This window comes from Nostoc sp. CmiVER01 (assembly GCF_034531135.2).
In the GTDB taxonomy this organism is placed as follows: domain Bacteria; phylum Cyanobacteriota; class Cyanobacteriia; order Cyanobacteriales; family Nostocaceae; genus Nostoc.
Genome location: NZ_JAVRBU020000007.1, coordinates 94,789 through 121,076 on the forward strand (window position 1 = coordinate 94,789; position 26,288 = coordinate 121,076).

A 26,288-nucleotide genomic window follows, 5' to 3' on the forward strand; every position below is an offset into this window, starting at 1 on the left:
TAAAGGTAGCACTCTATGATCAGTCGAGATAAAGCCCCAACGGCTCAAGAAACTTTTATGCAGATGGCGCAAGCAGCTGGCCTCAGAGGTAGGCTGCTTGTTACCGTCGGTATTTTAATTTTGGTTCGCCTGGGTATCTTTTTACCCGTGCCAGGCATTGATAGACCTAGATTTGCCGAAGCCATATCAGGCAATAATTCCATATTCGGCTTATTGGATATATTTTCCGGGCGAGGACTTTCAACTTTAGGAGTCTTTGCTTTAGGGATTTTGCCCTTCATTAATGCGTCTATTATCATCCAATTGCTCACCGCAGCGATTCCATCTTTAGAAAATTTACAGAAAAATGAAGGTGAAGCAGGTAGGCGCAAAATATCGCAAATTACCCGCTATGTCACTGTAGTTTGGGCAATTCTACAAAGTACAGCTTTTTCGGCATTATTCCTCCAGCAATTCGCCTTAAAGCCAGGGCCAATTTTCGTAGCTGAAACTGCGATCGCTCTGACTGCTGGTTCCATGTTCGTAATGTGGGCATCAGAACTGATCACAGAACGTGGTATTGGGAACGGAGCATCATTGCTGATTTTTGTCAACATTGTCGCGTCATTACCAAAAGCTTTAGGCGATACCATCGACTTGGTACAAGTTGGTGGCAGGGAAACAGTGGGCCGTGTGATTGTGCTCGTCTTAGTTTTCCTAGCAACAATTGTTGGGATTGTGATTGTGCAAGAAGGAATGCGCCGCATCCCAATTATTTCGGCTCGTCGCCAAGTCGGTCGGCGAGTATTGGCAGAACAGCGTAGTTATCTGCCTCTGCGGTTAAATCAAGGCGGCGTGATGCCAATTATTTTTGCTGCTGCCATCCTCAGTTTGCCACTGCTGATCGCTAATTTTACAAAAAATGCCGATTTGGCGAATATAGTTAACACTTATTTGAGTCCAAGCGGTTCTAGCTCCTGGGTCTATGCCTTGGTCTACATGATTTCCATCGTTTTCTTCAGCTACTTTTATTCTTCGTTGATTCTCAACCCAGTAGATGTAGCGCAGAACTTGAAGAAAATGGGTTCTAGTATTCCTGGAATTCGTCCCGGCAAGGCAACTAGCGAGTATATCGAACGCGTGTCCAATCGACTAACTTTATTGGGTGCGATCTTTTTGGGCTTGGTTGCTATTATACCCACCGCCGTGGAAAGTGCTTTGAATGTGAAAACTTTCCGAGGAATAGGTGCCACCTCTTTGTTAATTTTAGTTGGTGTGGCAATTGAGACAGCCAAACAAGTCCAAACTTATGTCATCTCTCAGCGCTATGAAGGAATGGTGAAATAATAGTGACGCGATTAATCTTCTTGGGGCCACCTGGAGCGGGTAAAGGAACACAAGCTCAAACTTTGGCTGAACACTTGAATATTCCTCATATTTCTACTGGTGAAATCTTAAGACAAGCCATGAAAGAGCAAACTCATTTGGGAATCAAGGCTCAAGCTTATGTTGATGGTGGCGAGTTAGTACCCGATCAGCTTGTGCAGGACTTGGTACAGGAGCGCCTCAATCAACCAGATGCCAAAAATGGGTGGATTCTTGATGGTTTCCCCCGCAAAGTGACCCAAGCAGGTTTTCTGGAGAAGTTACTGGAAGAAATACATCAGAGTGGCGAAAGGGTAGTCAACCTAGATGCACCAGATGAAGTTGTGATCGCACGTTTGCTAGCTAGAGGACGAAAAGATGATACCGAAGAGGTGATTCGTCGTCGTTTAGAAGTGTACCGCGCTGAAACTGCACCTTTAATTAATTATTACGGCGATCGCAAAAAACTTCTAACAGTCAATGGTAATCAGTCCCAAGAAGATGTCACTAATGAACTGCAAAGGGTAATTGCTTCCTGAAAGGGGGGTAGAAAATGGGGAATAGGGAGTAGGAAATAGGGAATTAACCAATACAGACGCTATTAATCACGTCTCTCCCCACTCCCCATACCAAGAAAAAGATCAATTTTAGCTAAGATATATTAATAAACTGTTGATATATTTCTTAAAGTGTGTTCTCTTGCAGATAAAGTGCTGCAACTGAACACGAAATTGTTGAGTTGAGGAAAAAACAAATTGTCTAAGCAAGATTTGATTGAAATGGAAGGCACGGTTACAGAGTCCCTGCCCAATGCGATGTTTCGCGTTGACTTGGACAATGGCTTTAACGTGCTAGCTCACATTTCCGGCAAAATTCGCCGAAATTATATCAAGATTTTGCCCGGCGATCGCGTCAAGGTAGAACTAACTCCTTACGACTTGAGCAAAGGCAGAATTACCTATCGACTAAGAAAGAAGTAAGTATATGTAGAGAATTTTACCATAAAACCATTTTTTTGGCTGTTTACTAGTCATTTAACTGGATTAATTTCCCTAGAAATGCTATAATTTTATATTTGGAGTCAAAAAATAAAAGGCATGAAAGTTAGAGCCTCAGTCAAGAAAATTTGTGAAAAGTGTAACGTAATCAAACGTCGTGGTCGCGTTATGGTGATTTGCGTGAACCCAAAGCACAAGCAACGTCAAGGATAACACTCTTACCAACAGAGTGAGTTGCAGGACGCATATCATCATTAAAACGAAAAGACGCGATTAATCACGTTTTTCCAACCAACAGTAATTGCGAGAACAATAGGGAGAGTTCATTGTGGCACGTATTGCCGGAGTAGACCTTCCACGCGATAAACGCGTTGAGATCGGTCTGACTTACATCTATGGAATTGGTTTATCACGTTCTCAAGAAATTATAGCGGCTACTGGTGTGAACCCAGACACTCGCGTTAAGGACTTAAGTGATGCCGATGTGACAGCCCTAAGAGGGGAAATAGAAACCAACTATCAAGTTGAAGGCGACTTGCGGCGCTTGGAGTCTTTGAACATCAAGCGCTTAGTTGACATTGGTACCTACAGAGGTCGTCGTCATCGCATGGGCTTACCAGTAAGAGGACAAAGAACTCGCACCAATGCCAGAACCCGTCGAGGTAGAAGGCAGACAGTGGCTGGGAAGAAGAAGGCTCCAGGGAAATAATTTTGCAACGCTTGCTAATCCAAGCAAGTTTTACCTTAAATCAACTAAAGAAGTATGGCGAGACAACCAACTAAAAAAACCGGGAGCAAGAAGCAGAAACGGAATGTACCCAGTGGGATGGCCTACATCCAGTCTACTTTCAACAATAGCATTGTCACCATTACCGATCAAAATGGAGATGTTATCTCCTGGGCTAGTGCTGGTTCTAGCGGTTTTAAGGGAGCAAAAAAGGGAACTCCCTTTGCAGCGCAAACTGCTGCTGAAAGTGCAGCCCGTAGAGCCATCGATCAAGGAATGCGCCAAATTGAGGTAATGGTAAGTGGGCCAGGAGCAGGTAGAGAAACCGCTATCAGGGCACTTCAAGGAGCAGGACTGGAAATTACACTCATTCGGGATATTACCCCCATTCCTCACAATGGTTGCCGTCCACCCAAGCGCCGTCGAGTTTAAACACCAAGACTTGGGCATTGAGGGCGAGAAGCTACAATCAAACTAAGTAAAGTTACTTACGACGTCCAGTTGGGCTTCTAACGTGTAAATTGTCATTGTGTGAAAGCTTGGGCGACCAAAGGTTCATCATATTTCCCAGAGGGAAAGCTGTTAAACTTCGAGAACCCAAAATATTATTAGCGCCTGCAAGCTAAAGGAAAGTGTCAAACTATACCGTAATTTTATACTAATAGTTTGATATACCTATAATCTACAGGACATAAATTCAATTCGGGAGGCAATTGATTTGTCTGCTAGCAGCACCTTAGAAAAAGGGAGGCTCATCCGTGGCGCAGTTTCAGATTGAATGTGTAGAGTCGAATACTGAAGAAAGTCGGAACCATTACAGTAAATTTGTTCTGGAACCTCTAGAACGCGGTCAAGGAACAACAGTTGGCAACGCACTGCGGCGAGTTTTACTCTCCAACCTAGAAGGTACAGCAGTTACAGCAGTGCGGATTGCAGGCGTTTCACACGAGTTTGCTACAGTTCCGGGCGTGCGGGAAGATGTGCTGGAAATCCTCATGAGAATGAAGGAAGTTATCCTAAAAAACTATTCCTCGCAGCCTCAGATTGGTAGATTACTCGTTAGCGGCCCCGCGACAATCACTGCGGCGCATTTTGATTTGCCTAGTGAAGTAGAAGTTATCGATCCGACCCAGTATGTAGCCACCATCGCTGAGGGTGGAAAGCTGGAAATGGAATTTCGGATTGAGAAAGGTAAAGGCTATCGCACTGTAGAGCGAGGACGTGAAGAAGCCACATCGTTGGATTTTCTGCAAATCGACTCCATATTTATGCCAGTGCGAAAAGTCAACTACAGTGTTGAAGAATCTCGTGGGGAAGGCTTGATTCCAAAAGACCGACTGCTGTTGGAAGTTTGGACAAATGGCAGTGTTTCCCCCCAAGAAGCACTATCTTCGGCCGCTGGGATCTTGGTAGATTTATTCAACCCGTTGAAAGACATCTCCCTAGAACCAACAGACACAGGTTCAGAGATTCCAGACGATCCAACTGCTCAGATCCCCATCGAAGAGTTACAACTTTCTGTGCGGGCATATAACTGTCTCAAACGGGCACAAGTTAACTCTGTGGCAGATTTGTTGGATTATACCCAAGAAGACCTCTTAGAAATTAAGAACTTTGGGCAGAAATCAGCAGAAGAAGTCGTGGAAGCTTTGCAGCGACGCTTGGGCATCACCCTGCCAATGGAAAGAGGCTCTAAACACCCTTAAGAAAAACCGTTCATAACTCATAGTGCATAATTATGCGTCACCGTTGTCGCGTCAAAAAACTCAGTAAACCAACTGATCAACGCCGTGCTTTACTGCGATCGCTCACCACCGAGCTGATCCGTCATGGTAAGATCACCACCACTTTAATTAGAGCGAAAGTTCTCCGAAGTGAAGTGGAAAAAATGATTACTCTAGCTAAAAATGGCTCCTTGGCAGCACGCCGGGAAGCTCTTGGCTACATCTTCGACAAACAACTGGTTCACGCTCTATTTGAGCAAGCTCCTACTCGATATGGCGATCGCCAGGGCGGTTATACCCGCATCCTCCATACCGTACCGCGTCGGGGCGATAATGCAAAAATGGCGATAATTGAATTGGTTTAAGTCATTAGTCATTAGTCATTGGTCATTAGTGAATAGCAAAGGACAACTGACAAAGGACAAATGACAAAATCTGTATGTTAGAAAGCCACCAGCCTACACAAACTCATCGAGTAGCCTTGGTAATTCAATACCTGGGCACTCACTTTCATGGCTGGCAACGGCAAAAAAAACAACGGACTGTCCAAGAAGAGATAGAAAGAGCGATCGCTACTATTCTTGGGTATCATGTAACACTACATGGTGCTGGGCGAACCGATTCTGGAGTTCATGCTGCTGCTCAAGTAGCCCATTTTGAAGCAACAGGTTTAATTCCGCCTCACAAGTGGGCAACAATCCTCAACAGCTATCTGCCGCCAGATATATTAATCAGGGCTTCAGCTAGTGTAAATAACCGTTGGCACGCTCGCTTTAGTGCAGCTTATCGACGGTATCGTTACACAATATATACTGAAGATCGGCCTAACTTGTTTGTAAGACCCTTCAGTTGGCATTATTATTATGCACCCCTGGATGAATCTTTAATCCAAGCTGCCTTGAAACCTCTCTTAGGAAAGCATCACTTAGCTGCTTTTCACCGTGCAGGCTCAAAGCGATCGCATTCCTGGGTAGAAGTGCAAGCAGCAGAGTGTCGTCGCAGTGGGCCATTTATCCATATTGAAATACAGGCAGATGGATTTTTGTATGGCATGGTACGGCTGTTGGTAGGGATGCTGGTACAAGTAGGTTCTGAACAACGAACACTTTCTAGCTTCACCGAACTCTGGAAAGAACAACGCCGGGAAGAAGTGAAATACGCCGCCCCGCCCCAAGGCTTGTGCTTGTTGCGAGTCGGCTATCCCGATTTTCCCTTTCCAAAAGAGATTTGGTACGACACCTTGCCAAAGTTCGTCACTAGTCAAGAGTCATTAGTCATTGGTTTTTAGTAACTACAAATGACAAAAGACAAATGACTAATGACAAATTAAAAATGACAAAGGACAAATGACAAATGACAACAGTTAAAACATACCTTCCTTCTCAAGCAACCCTTGAGCGTGAGTGGTACATAGTAGACGCCACCGATAAACGTCTTGGTCGCCTCGCCAGCGAAATAGCTCAGGTATTGAGAGGCAAAAAGAAACCCGAATATACACCTCATTTAGATACAGGTGACTTCGTAATCGTCATTAATGCCGAGAAAGTAGCAGTCACAGGCAAAAAGCGTACTCAAAAGCTTTACCGCCGCCATTCTGGTCGTCCCGGTGGGATGAAAACAGAAACTTTCGCTAAACTGCAAGATCGCATACCAGAGCGGATTTTAGAACAAGCTGTTAAAGGTATGCTACCTAAAAATAGCCTGGGTAAGCAGTTGTTCACCAAGCTGAAAGTTTACGCTGGGCCTACGCATCCCCACGATGCTCAAAAACCTAAAGAACTAAAAGTTAATACAATTCCCGGAGAAGAAAATTAATGGTAGTAGCAGATGCTAATAGCGGTCGCGCCGTATATTGGGGTACTGGTCGTCGTAAGAACGCAGTAGCACGGGTACGCTTGGTTCCAGGGACCGGTCAACTGATTGTGAATGGTAAAGATGGAACCTTGTATTTCCAATTTAACCCCAATTACCTGGGAGTGATCAAAGCACCCCTGGAAACTCTGGGACTAGAAAACGAATATGACATTTTGGTAAAAGCAGAAGGCGGCGGCTTGACCGGACAGGCTGATTCTGTTCGTTTGGGAGTTGCTCGTGCTTTGTGCCAACTAGACCCAGACAACCGCCCACCTTTGAAAACCGAAGGTTACTTGACTCGCGATCCGAGAGCAAAAGAGCGGAAGAAATATGGTTTACATAAAGCTCGAAAAGCGCCTCAGTACTCTAAGCGTTAGGGAATTGGACATGGGGCATCTCCCCCAGTCCCTAATTCCCTAGCTCCGATTGAAACCTGAAAGTTATAATTGATATAGATTCATCACAAAAGGAACAATGGCTAAAGCTGATATTCACCCCAAGTGGTATCCAGATGCTAAAGTTTACTGCAACGGTCAAGTTGTTATGACTATTGGCTCTACTAAGCCAGAATTGCATGTAGATGTTTGGTCTGGAAATCACCCATTTTACACCGGCACTCAGAAGATTATTGACACTGAGGGTCGAGTAGAGCGCTTCCTCCGCAAGTACGGCATGAGCAGCACTCAAACATCTGGCGACGATCAAAACAAAAAGTAGCGGGTTGGCTCTGCTGTTAAGACGGCCCTGCATCAGCTGGGTCGATTTTCATTTATATGCTCGAGCCAATTTGTTATTTTTTAAGGAGCGATCGCAATCGTCATGGCTGAATCATACTTACTGGACAAACTAAAATCCGTTGAACAAACTTTTAATGAATTAACACGTCGTCTTGGCGACCCCGATACCGCTAGCAATCCTGATGAGTATCAAGAAATTGCTAAGTCTCGTTCTTCTTTGGAAGAGGTCGTTAATACTTATGAAATTTGGAAAACAGCCCAAGAAGACTTGATCGGAGCGCGTGAAGTTTATAAAGAATCTGCGAGTGATCCAGAGTTGCAAGAAATGGCATCACTGGAAGTAAAAGAACTTGAAGAAAAAATAGAACATTTAGAGTCTCGCTTGAAAGTCTTACTGCTACCACGCGACCCCAATGATGAAAAGAATATCATGTTGGAAATTCGCGCTGGCACAGGTGGTGATGAAGCGAGTATTTGGGCTGGCGATTTGATGCAGATGTACACCCGCTATGCTCAGACTCAAGGTTGGAAAGTTTCTCTAGTGAGCGAATCTCGGGGAGAAATGGGTGGCTGGAAAGAAGTCATTCTCGAAATTAAAGGTAATAACGTTTACAGCCAGCTAAAGTTTGAAGCTGGAGTGCATCGTGTGCAGCGCGTGCCGGCAACTGAATCTGGGGGACGGGTTCATACTTCCACAGCTACGGTGGCGATTATGCCAGAGGTGGATGATGTGGAAATTCACATTGACCCGAAAGATATTGAAATGACTACAGCCCGTTCTGGTGGTGCTGGTGGACAAAACGTCAACAAGGTGGAAACAGCCGTTGACTTGATGCACAAACCGACGGGAATACGCATTTTCTGTACAGAAGAACGCAGTCAGTTGCAAAACAAAGAACGGGCAATGCAAATTCTGCGGGCGAAGTTGTATGAAATCAAGTTAAGCGAACAACAAGAAGCTGTAACTTCCATGCGGCGATCGCAGGTTGGTACTGGCTCGCGATCGGAAAAAATTCGCACCTATAATTATAAAGATAACCGCGCTACCGATCATCGGTTAGGTCAGAATTATTCCCTTACCCCAGTTTTGGATGGTGATTTAGAGACACTTATTCAATCTTGTATATCTCTAGACCAACAGGAACGTCTCGCGGAGTTAGCGACTTCTGCCGCTAACTAATTTTTGCTGTTAACGATCATGTAAAACCACTTGTTGTACTGTTGCTTTTAACACATACAAGTGGTTTTGTAATATCGTGTGGAGTGTATCTTCTATTTCACTAGGATAATGGTAATAAGCAAATTCGTACTTCATAAGATAGTTTAACTTCGCCCATTCCTTCAGCGTTTGACAGGTATAAATTAGCTTTTGGGTTTCTTTTTGCCAACGCGCAAAAATCCGGTAGCTAAAAAAGCTGCTGCATATATTGCCTTTTGTATCCCAGTAAGAAATACATACTTGATGCTTCAGAAGATGAATTTTTTTGATTTGCTTAACATCGTAGCCTTTAACTTTTAAAGCTTCTTTGGTTTCTGCGTTAGAAATGTTCCACTGTTCTGGTTTAATTTTATTAGTGGCTATAAGGTTTTTACCTTTGCGGCGATATTGGTTAATTTTGCGTGGCTTGCGAAACATGATGCACCTTCGATATTATTTCTTTGCAGCAAAGTCTAGCTACTAGCACAAGCGCCATAGCAAACTAAGTTTTTTAGGTTGGTTAAAGATAGATAGATTAGTCTACTAGCTTGATGCCTGTAGTTGCCAACTTACAACTAGAGATATAGTTTAGTACTAAAACACAGGGCTGTCAATATAAAAGTAAACTTGTATTATTGAAAGTAAACTTGTAAATAAAGTTGGCTAGCTATATAAGCAGTGAAGATCGAAAGCAAACAAAAACTGATTGAAATCATTAAACTAGCTCGCGGTTCAATGAGTCAGCGAGCGTTTGGTAAGCTTTTGGGGGTATCTGCTACTGCTGTTCAGATGTGGGAAAAAGGTGTGAAGGTGCCAGATACAGAAAATTTGGCTCGAATCGCATCTAAAGCAGGTTACACAATGGAAGAGTTAATTAGCTGCATTGATGGCAAGCCAATTCCAGAAACTTCAGATTTGAGTCTGATTCTTAGACAAATCCAGCACATGCCTTTGGCCCAAGTGGCTCAAATTGTGCAAGCTGCGGCAGATAGATTGGCGGCTGTGGCTGAAGCATCCGGGGATGAGGCGAAGGCTAGTTGAATATTAAAATAATTCGTAATGACGCTCGATGACTCGCTACCGCTACGCTAACGTAATTCGTAATTCGTAATTAAGTTTTTTAAGGGAGATTTAGGGGACTTCCAGATAAAACAATATCCTAAAACTAACGCAAAAATTCTCTCTATCTCTTCTCCCTCTGTGTCTCTGTGGTAGCCTCCGGCAAGCCGCTTTGCGTCTACGTTTATTTAGGATAATTTATTTCTTGGAAGTCCCTAAGCATAAAATTGGCTCAAACTAGCTCGTGGTTTCTTGCTGTCAAGATTCAACTCTATGGACAAACCTTCTTTGTATGACCAAGACTTTTATGGCTGGACACAGCAGCAGGCTAAAGCGTTAGAGCAGAGGCTAGTTAAGGAACTAGACTGGCAACACCTGCAAGAGGAAATTCAAGCTTTGGGGAGACAGGAATATCGGGAACTCGTGAGTCGTCTGAGTGTATTACTGGGTCATCTCTTGAAGTGGGAGTATCAACCCGAACAACGTTGTCGCAGTTGGTTTTTAACAATTCGAGAACAGCGCCGCGCTATCCACAGACATTTGCGACAGAATCCTAGCTTAAAGTCTCGAATAGAAGAAGCCTTATTAGATGGCTTTGAAGCGGGTGTTGATTTGGCGCTACGAGAAACTAACTTACCATTACGAATTTTTCCAGAGCATTGCCTTTATTCGTTTGATGATGCGATCGCAGACAATTTTCTGTGCGATATTCGTCAAGACTGGGAAGGATAATTACTACCATTTTCCTTACAATCATTTGTTATTTGGAGATACCTTAAGTAGACGAGGTGAAAACACTTATATACTTATAAGTTTTACTCCAAGTTATTTAGATATAGTTACATCTATGAAACAAGTAATAGAAAATATCAAACAAACTATAGCGCAAAAACAAATACTTTGGGCTTATCCAATGAGCATGTTGGAATAATGGAAGCCATCTCGACTGTTGAATTAGTTTTACCTGATATATCTGATCATCATTTACTAGATCGATACCTGGAAGCTGCTGTAATAATTTTTGAAGAATACGAATCACAAAACTAGGCGTGTGAATAGTAGAATCGCATTGAGTCACCTGGCAATCGCTCATTTTAGCTAAGTAAAGGTTTTGGTAGAAATACTAACGGCTACACAAACTAAGTCTATCTGCGTGGACTCCAGCAAGTTGAAACCCAGGATCGGTAGCTTTTGTCTGTATAGCTGCGATTTATAATCGCCAGTGATAGGGTACTTTACTGGCAGTTAAGGAATAAATGGTTTTAGAATGGTGCAATCTTAAAATATTTAGGGGTGCAGCTATGTCGCTACGCAACGAACCATTAGATTGGCATTTTGAATCAAATGAGCCTTATATACCAATTTACCATAAAGGTGATTTGGTGGGATTTTTTAAACCAGAATATGCTGGCGAAATTATTAAGTTTCTAAATGAAGAAGAAGTTTTAAAAAAAGCACTAAAAATGGCTTGTACTGATTTAATTAAAAAACTAGGAGGCGATAACAGAAAAGTATATTATTTAATGGAGAAATATATAAAAACTAGTGAGCGTCCGAAGCATGGAACTAGAGCGATCGCAGTTTTACTTCAGGATCGCCAAAAAGAGCTTGACTTGAGTAACCAGGAGTTTACTAAATTCTGCGATACGTTTAAATTATCTCCAACTGAACTGAATAATATTTATGCTGGAGAAGCATTTGATGATAGTTTATTAGCGCCTTTATCCCGTATATTAGGGATGGCAAAAGAGCAATTGCTGAAAGTGCGAGATGGTTTTGAAGAACAAAGTAATACATGAACAAATCAAAATTTTCAAATGATATAAAATTGTGAAACCAGACATCATCTTTTATCGGCTGTTTCAAGAATTTCCTGATATCTTCTTTGAAATTATTGGTAATTCTCCAGAAGAGGCTAGCCTTTATCAATTTTCATCAGTTGAAATCAAACAAACAGCCTTCAGAATCGATGGTGTGTTTTTGCCTACACAAGGAAGCGAAAACCAGATTTACTTTGTTGAAGTGCAATTTCAAGCGGATAGTGAAATTTATTCACGGCTAATTTCAGAAATATGTTTATACCTCCGTCAAAATCAATCATCAAATGACTGGGGTGCTGTGGTTTTATACCCAAACAGGAATGTAGATACAGGAGATATCAAACATTACCGTGAGTTTTTCAAAAGTGGGCGCGTCAGGCGCATTTATTTGGATGAATTAGGTGAAGGTGCATCGCTTCCAATTGGCATTGCAACTGCTAAATTAGTAATTGCAACTGACGATATAGCGATCGCTAAAGCTTGGGAGTTGATAGACAGAACCAAGTCAGAGATAATCCCACCATCAAAACAGCAACAATTATTACAATTTATCGAGACTATTTTGGCTTACAAGTTTCCTGCAATGAGTAGGGAGGAGATGGAGGAAATGTTTGGCTTAAGCGAGTTAAAGCAAACCAGATTTTATCAGGAAGCCTTTCAGGAAGGTGTTGAACAAGGTGAGATTAAAGGGAAATTAAAAGCAGTACCAGCAATGTTGGCAGCAGGGTTGACTTTAGAACAAGTAGCAGAGGCGTTAGATTTAAGTGTCGAAGAAGTCAGACAAGTAACACAAAGTCAGTCTTAAGATAGATGTGGTAAATTTTATCCGTAGCTCAAGTCAAATTTGGTTTGCGGCTTCCAGACTTTCTCACGACGAATTTATAGTTAATTTTTGTTAAAATTAGAGGCGGTGTTAGTACTTCGTCCTCAACCACCCACTCCCTACCTGAGAGAAACTTAATGCTGCGACTAGAACATATAAGTAAAATTTATCCCACAGGCGAAGTTCTCAAAGATATCAACTGGGAAGTTAAACCAGGCGATCGCATTGGCTTAGTCGGTGTCAACGGTGCTGGAAAATCTACCCAACTCAAAATCATCTCTGGGGAAATTGAACCCACCGCAGGCGAAATTATCCGTCCTAATAGCTTACATATAGCCTACCTCAACCAAGAGTTTGAAGTAGACCCCACCCGCACCGTTAGAGAAGAATTTTGGACTGTCTTCAAAGAAGCCAACGAAGTACAGTTATCTCTAGCGCACATCCCACAAGAGATGGAAACGGCTAACTCAGCGGAACTGGAGCGACTGATCGATAAGTTGGATCGGTTGCAGCGCAAATTTGAAGCCTTGGATGGCTATAACTTAGATGCACGCATCGGGAAAATTCTACCAGAAATGGGGTTTGGGCTAGAAGATGGCGATCGCCTCGTCAGTGCCTTCAGTGGTGGTTGGCAAATGCGGATGAGTTTGGGTAAAATTCTGCTGCAAAAACCTGACTTGTTGCTGCTGGATGAACCGACTAACCACCTAGATTTAGAAACTATTGAGTGGTTGGAAAATTACCTCAGAGGGCTGATTACGCCGATGGTAATAGTCTCTCATGACCGGGAGTTCCTTGATCGCCTCTGCACCCAAATTGTGGAAACTGAACGTGGCGTTTCCAGTACTTACCTTGGTAACTACTCGGCATATTTGGAACAAAAAGCCGAAAGTCAATCAGCACAACTGAGTGCTTACGAACGTCAGCAGAAAGAATTAGAGAAACAACAAACCTTTGTTGATAGATTCCGCGCCAGTGCTACGCGCAGTACCCAGGCAAAAAGCCGGGAAAAGCAACTGGAAAAAATTGAACGCATTGAAGCACCAATTGCTGGGGTAAGAACTCTACACTTCCGTTTTCCCCCTGCACCCCGCAGTGGACGTGAAGTAGTAGAAATTAAAGATTTAACTCATCTTTATGGTGATAAAATCCTGTTTTTGGGAGCAAATCTCTTAATTGAAAGAGGCGATCGCATTGCTTTTCTTGGCCCCAACGGTGCTGGAAAATCTACCCTTCTGCGCGTAATTATGGGTATGGAACCACCCACAGAAGGTAGCGTTAAATTAGGGGATCATAACGTTATTCCCGGTTACTTTGAGCAAAATCAAGCTGAAGCTTTGGACTTAAAGAAAACTGTCATGGAAACTATCCATGATGAAGTTCCAGACTGGGATAATCAAGAAGTCCGCACGCTTTTGGGACGCTTCTTATTCACTGGTGATACTGTATTTAAGGCAGTTGGGGCATTAAGTGGAGGAGAAAAAGCTCGTCTGGCGTTGGCAAAAATGCTCTTACGCCCTGCGAACTTACTAATTTTAGATGAGCCGACAAATCACCTAGATATTCCAGCTAAAGAAATGCTGGAAGAAGCTCTCAAAAATTATGACGGTACGGCAATTGTAGTTTCACACGATCGCTACTTTATTTCTCAAGTAGCTAACAAAATCGTCGAAATTCGTGATGGGGAATTCCGCGTTTACTTAGGAGACTATCATTACTATCTCCAGAAAATTGCCGAAGAAAAAGAACAAGCAAAGTTAGCTGCGATCGCTGCTGAAAAAGCTGCCAAAAAAGCTGCAAAAGCTTCTAGTAAAAAGAAATAAGAGATTGAATACGGACTTAGTAGTAGTGCTAAAATGCTACTACTAAGTAATTATTTATTATTAGCAATAACCGACGTTACATAAAAATTGCTACATTTTAAAAAATCATTCAAAAAACTGGAAGTCTTTCATAAAATAAATTAATAAGCAAAAATTCACTTGCGGCGTGGATTAGCAGTGGTATCATTCGGATATTACAAAAAGTAAAGGGCAATTTTACTATGACCAAAGCACCTGTTGCTCCTGTGGTGCTAGTCATTTTAGACGGATGGGGCTACTGCGAGCAAAAGCGAGGAAACGCTATTGTTGCTGCTAAAACTCCTATTGTGGAAAGTTTATGGGCAGCTTACCCGCATACCCTCATCCGCACATCAGGAAAAGCCGTAGGGTTGCCAGATGGTCAAATGGGCAACTCGGAAGTAGGTCATTTGAACATTGGTGCTGGGCGAGTTGTACCGCAAGAACTGGTACGCATCTCTGATGCGGTCGAAGACGGTTCTATTGCCTTAAACCCAGCACTCGTCAAAATCTGCCAGGAAGTGCGCTCTCGAAATAGCAAGCTGCATCTAGTCGGGCTTTGTTCTGAGGGAGGGGTACATTCGCATATCACCCATCTATTCGGACTACTTGACTTAGCCAAAAACCAGCGAATTCCAGAAGTTTGTATTCACGCCATTACCGATGGTCGTGACACCGCCCCAACTGACGGTATAAGAGCAATCACACTGCTGCAAAATTATATAGACCGCACAGGAATTGGACGCATAGTCACCCTTAGCGGTCGCTACTACGCGATGGATCGCGATCACCGTTGGGATCGGGTCAAACGCGCCTACGACATGATGATACAAGATAGTGTTGGTAATGGTCTCAAGGCTGTGGAAGTCTTGCAAGCATCTTACGACCAAGGGATAAAAGATGAATTTGTCAACCCAATCAGAATTGCTCCCGGCGCAATAGAACCAGGGGATGGGGTGATATTTTTCAACTTCCGCCCCGATCGCTCCAGACAACTGACTCAAGCTTTGGTCAGTCCCACTTTTAACGGTTTTGAAAGACAGCAAATCACACCCCTGTCTTTTGTCACTTTTACACAGTATGATTCAGACTTACCCGTAAATGTAGCCTTTGAGCCTCAAAATCTCAGTAATATTCTGGGAGAAGTCATAGCTAATCATGGTCTGAATCAGTTCCGCACCGCCGAAACAGAAAAATATGCCCACGTCACCTATTTCTTTAATGGGGGTCTAGAGGAACCTTTTGCTGGAGAAGATCGGGAACTAGTAAGCAGTCCGATGGTAGCGACTTACGATCACGCCCCAGCAATGTCAGCAGTAGCAGTTACAGATGTAGCGATCGCTGCGATTCAAAAGGGTATATATTCTCTAGTTGTAATTAACTATGCCAACCCAGACATGGTAGGGCATACTGGTAAAATCGAAGCTACCATTACAGCAATCGAAACAGTTGATCGCTGTTTGGGACGCTTGTTAGAGAGCGTTATCAAAGCCGGTGGTACAACAATTATTACTGCCGATCACGGCAACGCTGAGTATATGCTAGATGAAGGGGGTAATCCCTGGACAGCTCATACCACTAACCCAGTCCCCTTCATCTTGGTGGAAGGAGAGAGAGTTAAAATCCCTGGATATGGTACAAATGTAGAACTGCGAAGCGATGGCAAGCTATCCGACATCGCCCCCACAATTCTAGAGATTTTACAGCTGCCTCAGCCACCAGAAATGACCGGGCGATCGCTGCTGAAAACAGCAGAATATGAGTTGCAACGCACTCGCACCCCCGTACAAGTCGGACTTTAAAAAAGTCCTGAATGCTGAGTTAGGAGTTTTTAGTAAACTCCTAACTCCTGAATTCTGTTTTTTGAAACTTCTTATAAATGAGATTCCTACCATGACAGTTAGTAATATCGTGCAAGGCATTTGGGCATTTTCCGCCACTGGTTTGATTATTTTAGTTTTACTGCATAGCCCTAAAGGTGATGGTGTTGGCGCTATTGGCGGACAAGCCCAGCTATTTAGCAGCACCAAGAGTGCAGAAAATACCTTAAATAGAATTACTTGGGCATTGACAGTAATTTTTCTCGGTTTAACAGTAGTTTTAAGTGCTGGTTGGCTACCTAAATAAGGATAGGTAAATGGGGAGAAAAACCAAACATCCCATACTTAACACCTTAATAAATTTAATTTCACAACGGTTAATTACAGCTCTTGCCTTTTTTATTGGCACAGGGCTATTAATCATTTTTACTAATCTTCAGTCGAGTGATGGGTTTACAAAAATACCAAAATCTATACATTCAGAATTAATAATCTCTCTTCTTCCATCATCTCCCTTAAAACCCCATCCCTTACCGTCCACACTTGCACAGTGGCAAGATAACACTAACAGTGGTGACTACTTTTCCCAAGTCACAACAACCGAAGTGGGTTACTTAGTTTGGTCGCAATTTCCTGTTCGAGTTTACGTAGAACCACCAAAAACTGCTAACGAAAAACAAGCTCAAGCATGGGTTAATGCTGTCTTACAGGGTGTAGAGGAGTGGAGTAATTATTTACCTTTAAGAAGAGTCGAACAGCCGGAAATTGCTGATATTACAATTGTGCGAAAAGCGCCACCTCTACAAATTTCCCCTGGTAGTAATATAACTCGTGCGCGATCGGCACAAACTACTTATGAGTTATACACCAGCAACAAAGTTTTATCCCACCGCTTCACCATCTTGTTAAGCCCCAGTCAAACAGGTGAGTATCTCATTGCAGCAGCCCGCCACGAATTTGGTCATGCACTAGGAATTTGGGGTCATAGTCCGCAACAAACTGATGCGCTATATTTTTCTCAAGTTCGTAACCCGTCGCCTATTTCTCATAGAGATGTAAATACTCTAAAGCGGGTTTATGAACAGCCAACTACTTTAGGATGGTCTTTAGTGGATAATTCAAAGATTAATTGATCGATAGGTATATCAATAAGTTCGTCACTACGGAAAAAATGCTACTAATAGCGAAGAATAAAAACTTAAGATTAAGGCAACCAATTTTTATCTAAAATTTGCTCTAAGGTATAAGGACATAATTCGGGTAAATTGGTTAAATTTGTTTTAGCCCTAACATAATCTAAAGCATTGCTATAAATTATGCTTAAATTCTCTTCTAAATGATTGCGTAAATTGGCACTTAAGTCTTCATTTAGTTGGTTTCGAAAACTAATAATTTCCGCAGCCCAATGATTAGAATTTATTGGCTTTTCTAAATCCCAATATTGAGAAAGTAATAAATGTCTAATAATCTGTTCTAATAAACTTCTTACTCGCCTTTTTTCCTTCTTAGCCAAATCTTCCAATTCTTCTATTAAGTTTTCATAGTCAACATCTGCTAATTGTCGATTTTTGAGACATTTAATAGTCTCCTCTAACCATTGCAGGTAATTGGATTCATATAATGTTTTTATGTCGATGATTGTAGTCATTTGTTAATTTTTTAGCTTTAATTTACTATTATTTATTCTTTTATGCTAACTAATATATTAATTTTCGCCGATAATTATTTACATTTTAGCTTAGACGAAAAGTATCGTTAAAATCAAAAACTCCACAGATATAATCTGTAGAGCTTTATCGGATCTTGTAGGGGATTAAGAGCAATTTCACGATGCCAGTCTTTTCTTAAGCACTTTTCCGTTAACGCTGCGCTATCTGTTGTAACAACTGGCGTTCCCTACGCTCTACGACTTAGCGGTAGAGGTCGTTGTGCTAAAACTTCTTTATAAAGTTCTTCGAGCAGAGTAATATTTTTACTAAGGGTATAGCGTTCTAATACACGCACTCTAGCTTTTTGCCCCAGTAAGGTTGTTAACTCAGGATGGTCTTGCAATACTGGCAAGAGGGTTCTTAATTGCGATCGCGCTGTTTTAGTATTAATAACTATACCTGCGCCCTTTTCCAAAACTTCTCCATCTGCACCCACATCTGTTGCTAAACAAGCCAAGCCACATGACATTCCTTCTAACAAAGATAGAGACAAACCCTCTACCAATGAAGGCAAAATAAATACATCTGCGCCTCGCAAAATCTCAATGCGTCGGTCTTCATCAGCGACAAATCCCAACCAGATAATGCCGTATTCTGAACCATAAAATTGCTCTAAGGAAGACTTTAAAGGGCCGTCGCCAACAATTAGCAACTTAGTACCAGGCCCCATTGCCGACTGCTTCCAAGCACGGAGGAGGGCTTCGACGTTTTTCTCTGGGGCTATTCGACCCTGATAGACAAACAAACGTTCGGCTTTAAATTCTGTTTTGACTTGAGAAAACCCTGGACAATACTTCGCGGTATCGACACCATTGGGGATTACGGCTATATTTTCTTTCCTTACACCCATCCCTGCCAATAATTCTCGCTGAATTTGAGAAAATACAATCACGCGATCGTAGTTAACCAAAAAAGGCGCGTAGAGTTGATAAGCCAAAAGTTGTGTTCCCGATATCAGCTTTGCTCCCTTGCCAGCAAAAGGTGTGTGAAAAGTGGCAATTAGGGGCAACCTCAGTTCCTCACAGATTTCCGGTAGAAAAAAGTCTAGAGGAGATAGCGTCAAGGAAGCATGGACTATATCTGGCTTAATTTTCCGCAGCGACTCCGTTAAAAGTTTGGTCGCTTTAAAAGTGGGAATTGTATAAACCTGGGACTTGTAAATGAAAGGGAGGGAAACCTCTCGAAGATTTGGCCAATTATCAGGTTCAGACTCTTCTTGAGCGAAGTGAAGAAAGCTAACTTGATGTCCCCTATCTAGCAAGGCATTTGTAATTTCTCGACTGTAGGTTACATTGCCGCAAAAGGGTGATTTTTTTCCAATCCAGGCTATACGCATTCTTTATTTAACTGTAAGAAAAGCGGGTTTGATCTATTACTTGTGTGTCCTTGGTGATTTTTATTTTATCTAGCTATACTTGCTGGTTTTTTTAGTTATTACAGATTTCCAACAGAATCTAGTTCAAAAAGCCTATTTTAAGCTGATTAAACCAGGGGATTTATGGCTTTATTTATTCTACTTATAAGTTGTTAATTTCTAATATTTAAACAACTTATTTTGACTAATGTCAGATTGATATCCCGCAAGTATGTGATAAATTTTCACTGACCATAGTTTACCATGAACAGAAAAGCTTTAAGTAAATATTAGTTACTTAAAAGTAATTAATAATAGCTCCTGTTAGCTGATAACTACTTGTGTGAGTTATACCAGGTTAAAATACCTCCTAAAAAGACGATCGCAGCTAATCCCAAAAAAACTGCCTCTAATCCTACAAAGGTTTCTGCCACACCTGCTAATGCCAAAGGTAAGGATAGAGCAATATTAATTACATTATTTTGTAGACCAAAAACTTTACCACGCATTTCTGGAGGTGTTTCTGTTTGAATCGCTGTTTGCATAGGAATACCCACTAGTGCCCCAAAGATACCTAATAGCGCTATCAGTAACAGGACTAGCCACAGTTGGGTTGTAAAAATTGATAGACCAATCAGGGATGCTGCCACGCCCATACAACCGTACAGACTTAGTTGGGTGTAGGAGAAGCGTTGACCAAATTGACCCAGAAGTGCTGCTCCCGCAGCGATGCCAACACCGCCAGCTGCTAGCAAAAAGCCAAACTGGGAGGCTTTCATGTTGGGAATGATTTCCGCCATGCGAACCGCTAGAACAGTTAATGCTGCAAAAACAGAAAATAAGATAATCAACTGAAGCAAAGCATTGCGGACACGATGATTTGCTTTAAGGTAGGCAAAACCATCTCGCAAATCAGAAAATACGTGAGGGAATTCTGTATCAGGGTGGTAGTGTTTTTCCTTAGTTGCTAGGAGGAATAAAATTATTCCTGCGATCGCATAACTACCACCTACTAAAAATTCTTTGCCCAAACTACCACTACCACCAATTTGCAGCCAAAGTCCATCGGCGATCGCTAACAATGGTTCCCCGACAGCAAACCCAACAATCACCGATGCCATCATCGTTGTCGTATAAAGCGAATTTGCCGAGAGTAAATCCTGTTCTTGTACTATTAAGGGAATTGCCGCCTGTTCTGCCGGTGCAAAAAACTGCGTCAGCGTAGAAACTAAAAAAGTTACACCCAGAATGATCAAAAAACCAACTGGCAAAACTCCTATGGGTTTCCAGTCATGAGTCAACCACAGCAGGAAGGGAATTGACAAAACCAGGATACCGCGCCAAATATTTGTTGCCACCAGCACAGCCTTTTTCGACCAGCGATCAACAAACACACCAGCAACTGAACCAAACAATACGGCGGGAATCGTAAAAGCCATCATCAAGGCTGATACCCAACCACTAATACTTTGATTACTAGCTTGAAACTGAGTATTAATCAAAGCAATCATCAGCACCAAATAAACTTTATCTGCTAGTTGCGAGAAAACTTGACCACCCCAAAGAGCCAGAAAATTAGGGTTTTTTAATACAGGCAAAAACCCTTGCCGTTTGATATTTCCTGAACCAGCTTCTCCACCAGAACCAGATCCATTTAATGTTGGTGATTCTTTTTCTGGGATAGTAGCTAATGGCAAATGCCCGTTGCTATTTTCTTGGGCAGTAGTTAATTTGTCCTCAGATTGTTTTTCTGATTGACTTAGAATATCAGCTTTTGGAATCTGGTCTGTGCAATTTTGCTCGTTTTTAGAAACGTCTTTTGGGGACATTTCTTGTCCATTTATTTGACTAGATGTACACTTTGAAACAGCACTCAAGTGATTCCTAACTGTAGGATCTGATACCCTATTTTGTTTTTTCGCGAGGCTTGGTGACAAAGGTAGGATTTTTTTATCCAAATCAGACGGTTGCATCATGGTTGGCAGCAAAATAAGAGTCGATCAAGGTAGCAGAGCGAATAGGGCGACCTAATTGATACTGAGCATACTGGCGCAAAATCTGTTCAACAGATAACCAGTCATGATCTCTAGCACCATCAATTTGCATTATCTCTGGTTGTGACAGATGTTGAAGCAAAGCCAGTTCCATAGCACCCGGACGACTAGAAATCACAGGTATTTCTTGCCGATGCACAACAACTGTTTGGGAGCCAGGTTTTGGAGGTAATGGGATAATGGGGTGATTGGGTGATGGAGAAAAAGATGAATTTCTTTGTATTTCCCTCTCCCTCTCACCCTCTCTTCGCAAACGTTCCCAAGCTTCTAAAGAAACCGTTCCACCCGCAGGGATACTAAATCCTACCTGCCAGTTTGGGTCTGTAAAATTTGGTTTGAGGAGGTGTCCAGATAGGCAGCAGACTTGTACTTGTGGCGTTACTCCTGCTAACGCTAAAAGGTGAAACACCCCATGAGCCAGATGAGCCAAAACCCCAGATGGATTTGCACTAGATAACGCCTCCAACCGATGGAGATGTTCATTGAACAACTCATAAAGTTCTTCTTGGGGTTGTTCGCTCAAAGCTTGACACAAGACTATTTCTGCTAAATACTGGCTGGCAGCTAATTTTCCCAAATCTTTAGCTAAACCAGGATAAGTTTTTAACGTCTGTGCTTGGGTAATTTTATCAAGCGATCGCCCTTTCGCAATCAATAGTTCATTCACAACAAACATACCACTCCTGCCGCCCAGGCTGGAGTTGTGCTTGCGTGCCCCTGGAGCCACTGCTCGAATCAGACCGAATTCTGGTGTCAAAATCGTCACTATTTTATCCGATTCTCCTAGCACTTGGGTTTTAAGATTAATTCCCGTTGCTTTATAGGTTCTACTCATTAGTCATTAGTCACTAGTCATTAGTAGTTATTAGTCATTAGTCATTGCTTAAGGGTCATTAGCTTAGGACAAATGACAAATGACAAAGCGCAAAGTCTGAGCGGAGGTTTCCTCCGATCAGAACTTTGTAAGAGAGGACAAAGGACAAATGACTATTCACCCTTTCCCAGGTTATCGCGCTGGCGGATCAAATCGATACCGCGAGATGTGCCTAATCTAGTAGCACCCGCTACGATTAAGTCTAGAGCTTGATTGATAGTGCGGATACCACCTGAGGCTTTAATTCCTACTTTTTCTTTGGCAAATTCTTGCAAAAGTCGTACATCTGCCACTGTTGCACCACCATTCCAACCTGTACTAGTTTTTAAGAAAGCCGCTCCCGCCTCCATAGCTATTTCAGCAGCTATTTTTTTTTCCGCATCTGTCAACAGGTTCGTTTCCAAAATTACCTTGACAGTTTGCCCAGTCTCTTCACAAATTTCGGCAATTTCCCGGTGGACTTGTTCAGTTTTACCAGCTTTCAACCAGCCCAAGTTCATTACCACATCTAACTCAGTAGCGCCATTATCCGCCGCTTCTTGAGCCTCATACAGTTTTACTGCTGAAGTCGTCGCACCAGAAGGAAAGCCAATTACCGTACAGACTTTCGGGTTCTTGCCGTGCAGGAGTTCGACTGCTTGTTTGACATAAACGGGAAATAGGCAAACCGCCGCAAAATTGAATCTGTATGCTTCTTCACACCACTGCTCAACCTGCTCTGGACTAGCAGTTGGCATTAAGAGGGAGTGATCGATAAATGGCGCAATATCAATGTTTGGATAGTCTGCTGCCATCGTGTCTTCTGCCAGGGATTGATTATTAAACTTTATAAAAAATTAAAACATTTCTTATATATATATTAAACCATATTTATGACAAGTTTATTCTGAAAAGAAGCTGCTGACTTTTCTAGGATGTCATAGGATGTCAGCTTTGTAGATGTCGCAGAGTTATTCTAAGTGTTTAAGTTGACATTAAAGAGTAGTAAGCTTAGAAATATCAACAGCGTTTTTCACACCAGCTGCTAAGAAATCCAAAATAGTTTTAGCTAACGCCTTAGATGCTAAATATGGTACGCCATTACTAATAGTTTTAAACATATTCGTAAGCGACATATTTTCAGGAAGTACAAAAGTCGTAGGCAAAGATTGTATTGCTAAAGCTTCCGCCACAGATATTCGCCGGATTTTATAGGGATGCAAATGTACTTCATTATTTCCATAGCAAGCTGTCGGAGAATAACGCCATCTATGCAGACGCTTGAAAGACTTTTTAGAATCATCTCCTTCATTAATAGCAGCAAATCGTGTGATACCTGCCCTTGGTTGAAAACAGTTTTCAGCATTGGGATGCTTTAGCACATTATTTTTTCTAAACCAGTATTCAACTGTTAATTCTTCAGGGATGTCGTCAGGGCAAGGCATGATGGAATTTTCTTGGAATGGTTCGCACTGACGCCAAGGGTAAGCAAAAACCTTTGCTTGAGGATATAAAATATGATTTTTCCAAGGAAAAGCCTCTTCATGTAGTAACTTTTCACTACCGACTTTTATTCCTATATCCTTAATAAAACTATTTCGGAAACCAATGAGAATAATTCTTTCTCTATCTTGGGGTACGCCATATTCGATAGCATTAATTAATCGCTCTGTTAATATATAGCCTGCTTCCAGTAATTGTTGCTTGAGCGATTCAAAAAATAAACGGTGCTTTTTTGTTCTCCACAATCCCTTAACGTTTTCAAATAAAAAGAAATCTGGAAGATTGCGACAAATTAATTCAACGTAAGAAGCGGAAAGCTTGCCATTATCTCCTAAATTCCCTCTATTTTTCCCGCCAATAGAAAAATCAGGGCAGGGAGGCCCGCCAATGAAGCCGACAATATTATTAGATTTACGGCAGTCTTGTACTAGCTCCCGGAGATGTTGTGTTTGTAACCCATAGAGAAGTTGGGTTACATCTCCTACTTCTCCATCATGATACCCGTATTCTGTTAACGGTAGATTGAGAACCTGCCGTGAATAGCGGTATGCAGTCATGAATGGCGGAAAGATTTCATTGACGTAAACAACCTTAAAACCGTTGGTTTCAAAACCTAAATCTAAAAAACCTGAACCAGCAAAAAAGGAGAAAATACAAGGGCGATCGCTCATTCAATAACTACTGCCGTAAAGCAGTCTTAATTAATATCAAAATATATAGGGTTTATACTTACGTACTGAATAAAAATGAACAATTTTAAGATTGGTTCAATAGTAAAAAAATTCACACTTTCTCTAAGTGTTGAATATCAAAATTTACTCAATCTTTAAGGAAAATACCTGACAGAAAAAGAGTCTGAAGTCACAATTAATAAATATAGGAGTTTGAAAACTCCAAATCATGTTTAAGACAAATATTTGTCATTAAATAAAAAACCGGGGTAATACGGGCTAATTTTTATGCGAATTTTAATTTACTCCTATAACTACTATCCAGAACCGATTGGTATTGCCCCACTGATGACTGAATTAGCAGAGGGACTAGTGAAGCGTGGGCATCAAGTGCGCGTAGTCACCGCTATGCCCAACTACCCTGAGCGTCAAATTTACCAGGAATATCGGGGGAAGTGGTATCTAAACGAATATAAAAATGGCGTTCAAATTCAACGCAGTTACGTTTGGATTCGTCCCCAACCCAATCTATTAGATCGGGTGTTACTAGATGCTAGTTTCGTTGTCACTAGTTTTGTGCCCGCCCTCGTCGGTTGGCGTCCAGATGTTATTCTCTCAACATCGCCATCCTTACCAAGCTGTGTACCAGTTGCTCTTTTAGGATGGTTACGTGCTTGTCCTGTAATCTTAAATTTACAAGATATATTACCAGAAGCAGCTGTCCATGTCGGTCTACTGAAAAATAAATTACTTATAAAGTTATTTACAGTGTTGGAAAAATTTGCTTACCACACTGCCAGTAAAATTAGCGTTATCGCCGATGGGTTTGTGGACAATTTGCGAGCTAAGGGCGTAGAAGCTGACAAAATTGTGCAAATTCCCAACTGGGTTGATGTCAATTTTATCCGCCCTTTGCCTAAAGAAAATAACCCTTTCCGCGCTGCACATAACCTGAATGGAAAATTTGTAGTACTTTATTCTGGCAACATTGCCCTAACCCAAGGCTTAGAAAGCGTTGTTAAAGCTGCTTCTGCGTTACGCCATATCCCAGATATTGTTTTTGTCATCGTTGGAGAAGCAAAAGGGTTACAGCGATTGCAACAGGAATGTCTAGACTGCGGTGCAGATAATGTTTTGCTACTGCCATTTCAAGCCCGCAAATCTTTGCCACAAATGTTGGCAGCTGCCGATGTTGGCTTGGTGGTGCAAAAGAAAAATGTTGTATCCTTCAATATGCCATCAAAAATTCAAGTGCTACTTGCCAGTGGACGAGCTTTGGTTGCTTCTGTGCCCGATAATGGTACGGCAGCAAAAGCTATTAGGCAAAGTGGCGGCGGAGTTATCGTTCCTCCAGAAGATCCCCAAGCTTTAGCAATGGCAATTTTAGATTTGTATCAAAACCCCGAAAAAGTCAAAACTCTGGGTTATAAAAGTCGCCAATATGCCGTTGAGAACTATGCTTTTGAGCAAGCTTTAAATCAGTATGAGTCGTTGTGTTACTCATTGACGGCAGAACGTGGAGCAATTCAGTCCAGAAGAATTACCAAACAAGAAGTTTAATTAGACAGCACTGGGGTTAGATTATCTAAAGCTTGCCAAGCAGCTTCTGCACCAAATGAATTAGCAATGATCGCATCTGCCTCATGATTAAATGGATCGTTGGTTAATTCACTTCATAAAACTAAACTGTGTAAAGAAAAGTAAACAAGGCTCAAACTCTCTTTCCCCTGCTCCCTGCCTTATCCCAACGATAATCACTTACGCCGACCTACTTAGCTTATCGACTTCCACCTCATTTTCATCGTCACCATCAAGTTCCAAATTTGTCATTTGGTTCCAGTCACATCTTCTAATGCTGGTGTGTTCCTTGCTTGTAAGCGCAGTTTTAACAAAATGTAGGGGTTTAAGTCCCCGGCTTCTATCAAGCCGACAAGTGTTGGGCTGCTTGTCTTTATCCCCGTTACAACACGTAATTGTTCTCCTCGTAGCGGGGCGTTCGCTTTTAGCGTCTCCAAGAGTTGCCCATTGCGAAAAAGCGAATTGCGAATTGGTTTAATTTATCTTTTCTAGTAAAACTGCTTACGAAGCTTAGACGGACGCGATCGCTCAGTACTAAATTTTCATTTATTGGTTTCTACAACAATAGCCATCCGCAACTGCTGATTACTGAGATCAAAATCTAAGCAGTCAATTATCAAG

At 42.0% G+C, this 26,288-nt stretch carries 29 protein-coding genes; 22 read left to right on the plus strand and 7 right to left on the minus strand.

Translation table 11 applies throughout. From position 1 onward, the window contains the following. Positions 1-15: 15 nt before the first annotated feature. The 13 genes from secY to prfA all read left to right on the plus strand — a co-directional run bounded on the left by secY (position 16) and on the right by prfA (position 8,564). Positions 16-1,326 (plus strand): preprotein translocase subunit SecY, encoded by a 1,311-nt coding sequence (gene secY / locus RMZ43_RS13050; RefSeq protein WP_322648080.1) that lies wholly within the window; start codon positions 16-18, stop codon positions 1,324-1,326. Between the two features lie 2 nt (positions 1,327-1,328). Beyond that, positions 1,329-1,883, plus strand: a complete 555-nt coding sequence (locus RMZ43_RS13055; protein ID WP_322654895.1) for an adenylate kinase — start codon at positions 1,329-1,331, stop codon at positions 1,881-1,883. A gap of 216 nt (positions 1,884-2,099) precedes the next feature. After that, positions 2,100-2,324 (plus strand): translation initiation factor IF-1, encoded by a 225-nt coding sequence (infA, locus tag RMZ43_RS13060; RefSeq protein ID WP_006196724.1) that lies wholly within the window; start codon positions 2,100-2,102, stop codon positions 2,322-2,324. Between the two features lie 117 nt (positions 2,325-2,441). Continuing rightward, positions 2,442-2,555: a 50S ribosomal protein L36 gene (rpmJ, locus tag RMZ43_RS13065; protein ID WP_015129703.1), complete on the plus strand. Its 114-nt coding sequence runs from the start codon at positions 2,442-2,444 to the stop codon at positions 2,553-2,555. A gap of 115 nt (positions 2,556-2,670) precedes the next feature. Next, a complete protein-coding gene (gene rpsM / locus RMZ43_RS13070) occupies positions 2,671-3,051 on the plus strand; it encodes a 30S ribosomal protein S13 (RefSeq protein WP_104906411.1) in 381 nt (126 codons plus the stop codon). A 54-nt stretch (positions 3,052-3,105) separates the two neighbouring features. Continuing rightward, entirely contained in the window at positions 3,106-3,501 is a 396-nt protein-coding gene (gene rpsK / locus RMZ43_RS13075) for a 30S ribosomal protein S11 (RefSeq protein ID WP_069070761.1), read from the plus strand. A gap of 326 nt (positions 3,502-3,827) precedes the next feature. Further along, positions 3,828-4,775: a DNA-directed RNA polymerase subunit alpha gene (locus RMZ43_RS13080; RefSeq protein ID WP_322648078.1), complete on the plus strand. Its 948-nt coding sequence runs from the start codon at positions 3,828-3,830 to the stop codon at positions 4,773-4,775. A gap of 32 nt (positions 4,776-4,807) precedes the next feature. Continuing rightward, entirely contained in the window at positions 4,808-5,158 is a 351-nt protein-coding gene (rplQ, locus tag RMZ43_RS13085) for a 50S ribosomal protein L17 (RefSeq protein ID WP_322648077.1), read from the plus strand. 74 nt (positions 5,159-5,232) lie between these two features. Continuing rightward, positions 5,233-6,081 carry a tRNA pseudouridine(38-40) synthase TruA gene (truA, locus tag RMZ43_RS13090; RefSeq protein ID WP_322654894.1) on the plus strand — a complete coding sequence of 283 codons (849 nt, stop codon included), beginning with the start codon at positions 5,233-5,235 and terminating at the stop codon, positions 6,079-6,081. A 65-nt stretch (positions 6,082-6,146) separates the two neighbouring features. Next, the gene (gene rplM / locus RMZ43_RS13095) at positions 6,147-6,608 is read left to right on the plus strand and encodes a 50S ribosomal protein L13 (protein WP_114081992.1); all 462 of its coding nucleotides are present in this window, start codon (positions 6,147-6,149) and stop codon (positions 6,606-6,608) included. Continuing rightward, positions 6,608-7,024, plus strand: coding sequence for a 30S ribosomal protein S9 (gene rpsI / locus RMZ43_RS13100; protein WP_104906415.1), 417 nt, complete (start codon positions 6,608-6,610; stop codon positions 7,022-7,024). Before rplM ends, rpsI begins: the two co-directional genes overlap by 1 nt. Before the next feature lie 97 nt (positions 7,025-7,121). Then, entirely contained in the window at positions 7,122-7,364 is a 243-nt protein-coding gene (gene rpmE, locus RMZ43_RS13105) for a 50S ribosomal protein L31 (RefSeq protein ID WP_109011936.1), read from the plus strand. A 102-nt stretch (positions 7,365-7,466) separates the two neighbouring features. Continuing rightward, positions 7,467-8,564 carry a peptide chain release factor 1 gene (prfA, locus tag RMZ43_RS13110; protein ID WP_322648075.1) on the plus strand — a complete coding sequence of 366 codons (1,098 nt, stop codon included), beginning with the start codon at positions 7,467-7,469 and terminating at the stop codon, positions 8,562-8,564. A gap of 9 nt (positions 8,565-8,573) precedes the next feature. Here prfA and RMZ43_RS13115 read toward each other — a convergent pair whose 3' ends face one another. Continuing rightward, positions 8,574-9,020, minus strand: coding sequence for a hypothetical protein (locus RMZ43_RS13115; protein ID WP_322654893.1), 447 nt, complete (start codon positions 9,018-9,020; stop codon positions 8,574-8,576). 240 nt (positions 9,021-9,260) lie between these two features. Between RMZ43_RS13115 and RMZ43_RS13120 the strand changes: the two genes are divergently transcribed. From RMZ43_RS13120 to RMZ43_RS13155, 8 genes are all read left to right on the plus strand, one after another. Then, positions 9,261-9,623, plus strand: coding sequence for a helix-turn-helix domain-containing protein (locus tag RMZ43_RS13120; protein ID WP_012410694.1), 363 nt, complete (start codon positions 9,261-9,263; stop codon positions 9,621-9,623). Between the two features lie 291 nt (positions 9,624-9,914). After that, positions 9,915-10,373 carry a DUF29 domain-containing protein gene (locus RMZ43_RS13125; protein WP_322654892.1) on the plus strand — a complete coding sequence of 153 codons (459 nt, stop codon included), beginning with the start codon at positions 9,915-9,917 and terminating at the stop codon, positions 10,371-10,373. Positions 10,374-10,942: 569 nt separating this feature from the next. Then, positions 10,943-11,440 (plus strand): hypothetical protein, encoded by a 498-nt coding sequence (locus RMZ43_RS13130; protein ID WP_322654891.1) that lies wholly within the window; start codon positions 10,943-10,945, stop codon positions 11,438-11,440. 31 nt (positions 11,441-11,471) lie between these two features. Beyond that, positions 11,472-12,266, plus strand: a complete 795-nt coding sequence (locus tag RMZ43_RS13135) for an Rpn family recombination-promoting nuclease/putative transposase (RefSeq protein ID WP_322654890.1) — start codon at positions 11,472-11,474, stop codon at positions 12,264-12,266. 155 nt (positions 12,267-12,421) lie between these two features. Continuing rightward, positions 12,422-14,107 (plus strand): ABC-F family ATP-binding cassette domain-containing protein, encoded by a 1,686-nt coding sequence (locus tag RMZ43_RS13140; RefSeq protein WP_322654889.1) that lies wholly within the window; start codon positions 12,422-12,424, stop codon positions 14,105-14,107. Positions 14,108-14,328: 221 nt separating this feature from the next. After that, entirely contained in the window at positions 14,329-15,927 is a 1,599-nt protein-coding gene (gene gpmI / locus RMZ43_RS13145; RefSeq protein WP_322654888.1) for a 2,3-bisphosphoglycerate-independent phosphoglycerate mutase, read from the plus strand. Positions 15,928-16,018: 91 nt separating this feature from the next. Beyond that, the gene (secG, locus tag RMZ43_RS13150) at positions 16,019-16,252 is read left to right on the plus strand and encodes a preprotein translocase subunit SecG (RefSeq protein ID WP_109011945.1); all 234 of its coding nucleotides are present in this window, start codon (positions 16,019-16,021) and stop codon (positions 16,250-16,252) included. A gap of 10 nt (positions 16,253-16,262) precedes the next feature. Then, complete coding sequence (locus tag RMZ43_RS13155) at positions 16,263-17,078, plus strand: peptidase (protein ID WP_322654887.1); 816 nt, start codon at positions 16,263-16,265, stop codon at positions 17,076-17,078. A 71-nt stretch (positions 17,079-17,149) separates the two neighbouring features. Here RMZ43_RS13155 and RMZ43_RS13160 read toward each other — a convergent pair whose 3' ends face one another. The 6 genes from RMZ43_RS13160 to RMZ43_RS13185 form a co-directional block, all read right to left on the minus strand. Further along, positions 17,150-17,593, minus strand: coding sequence for a DUF29 domain-containing protein (locus RMZ43_RS13160; RefSeq protein ID WP_322654886.1), 444 nt, complete (start codon positions 17,591-17,593; stop codon positions 17,150-17,152). Positions 17,594-17,841: 248 nt separating this feature from the next. Next, positions 17,842-18,990 carry a glycosyltransferase family 4 protein gene (locus RMZ43_RS13165; RefSeq protein WP_322648064.1) on the minus strand — a complete coding sequence of 383 codons (1,149 nt, stop codon included), beginning with the start codon at positions 18,988-18,990 and terminating at the stop codon, positions 17,842-17,844. A gap of 353 nt (positions 18,991-19,343) precedes the next feature. Further along, entirely contained in the window at positions 19,344-20,981 is a 1,638-nt protein-coding gene (locus RMZ43_RS13170; protein ID WP_322648112.1) for an MFS transporter, read from the minus strand. Beyond that, complete coding sequence (gene recO, locus RMZ43_RS13175; protein WP_322648063.1) at positions 20,968-21,897, minus strand: DNA repair protein RecO; 930 nt, start codon at positions 21,895-21,897, stop codon at positions 20,968-20,970. Before recO ends, RMZ43_RS13170 begins: the two co-directional genes overlap by 14 nt. A 152-nt stretch (positions 21,898-22,049) precedes the next feature. Further along, positions 22,050-22,730, minus strand: coding sequence for a deoxyribose-phosphate aldolase (gene deoC, locus RMZ43_RS13180; protein WP_322654885.1), 681 nt, complete (start codon positions 22,728-22,730; stop codon positions 22,050-22,052). Positions 22,731-22,910: 180 nt separating this feature from the next. Then, entirely contained in the window at positions 22,911-24,089 is a 1,179-nt protein-coding gene (locus RMZ43_RS13185; RefSeq protein WP_322654884.1) for a DNA cytosine methyltransferase, read from the minus strand. A 288-nt stretch (positions 24,090-24,377) separates the two neighbouring features. Between RMZ43_RS13185 and RMZ43_RS13190 the strand changes: the two genes are divergently transcribed. Next, positions 24,378-25,649 carry a glycosyltransferase family 4 protein gene (locus RMZ43_RS13190; RefSeq protein ID WP_322648060.1) on the plus strand — a complete coding sequence of 424 codons (1,272 nt, stop codon included), beginning with the start codon at positions 24,378-24,380 and terminating at the stop codon, positions 25,647-25,649. Positions 25,650-26,288: the final 639 nt, after the last annotated feature.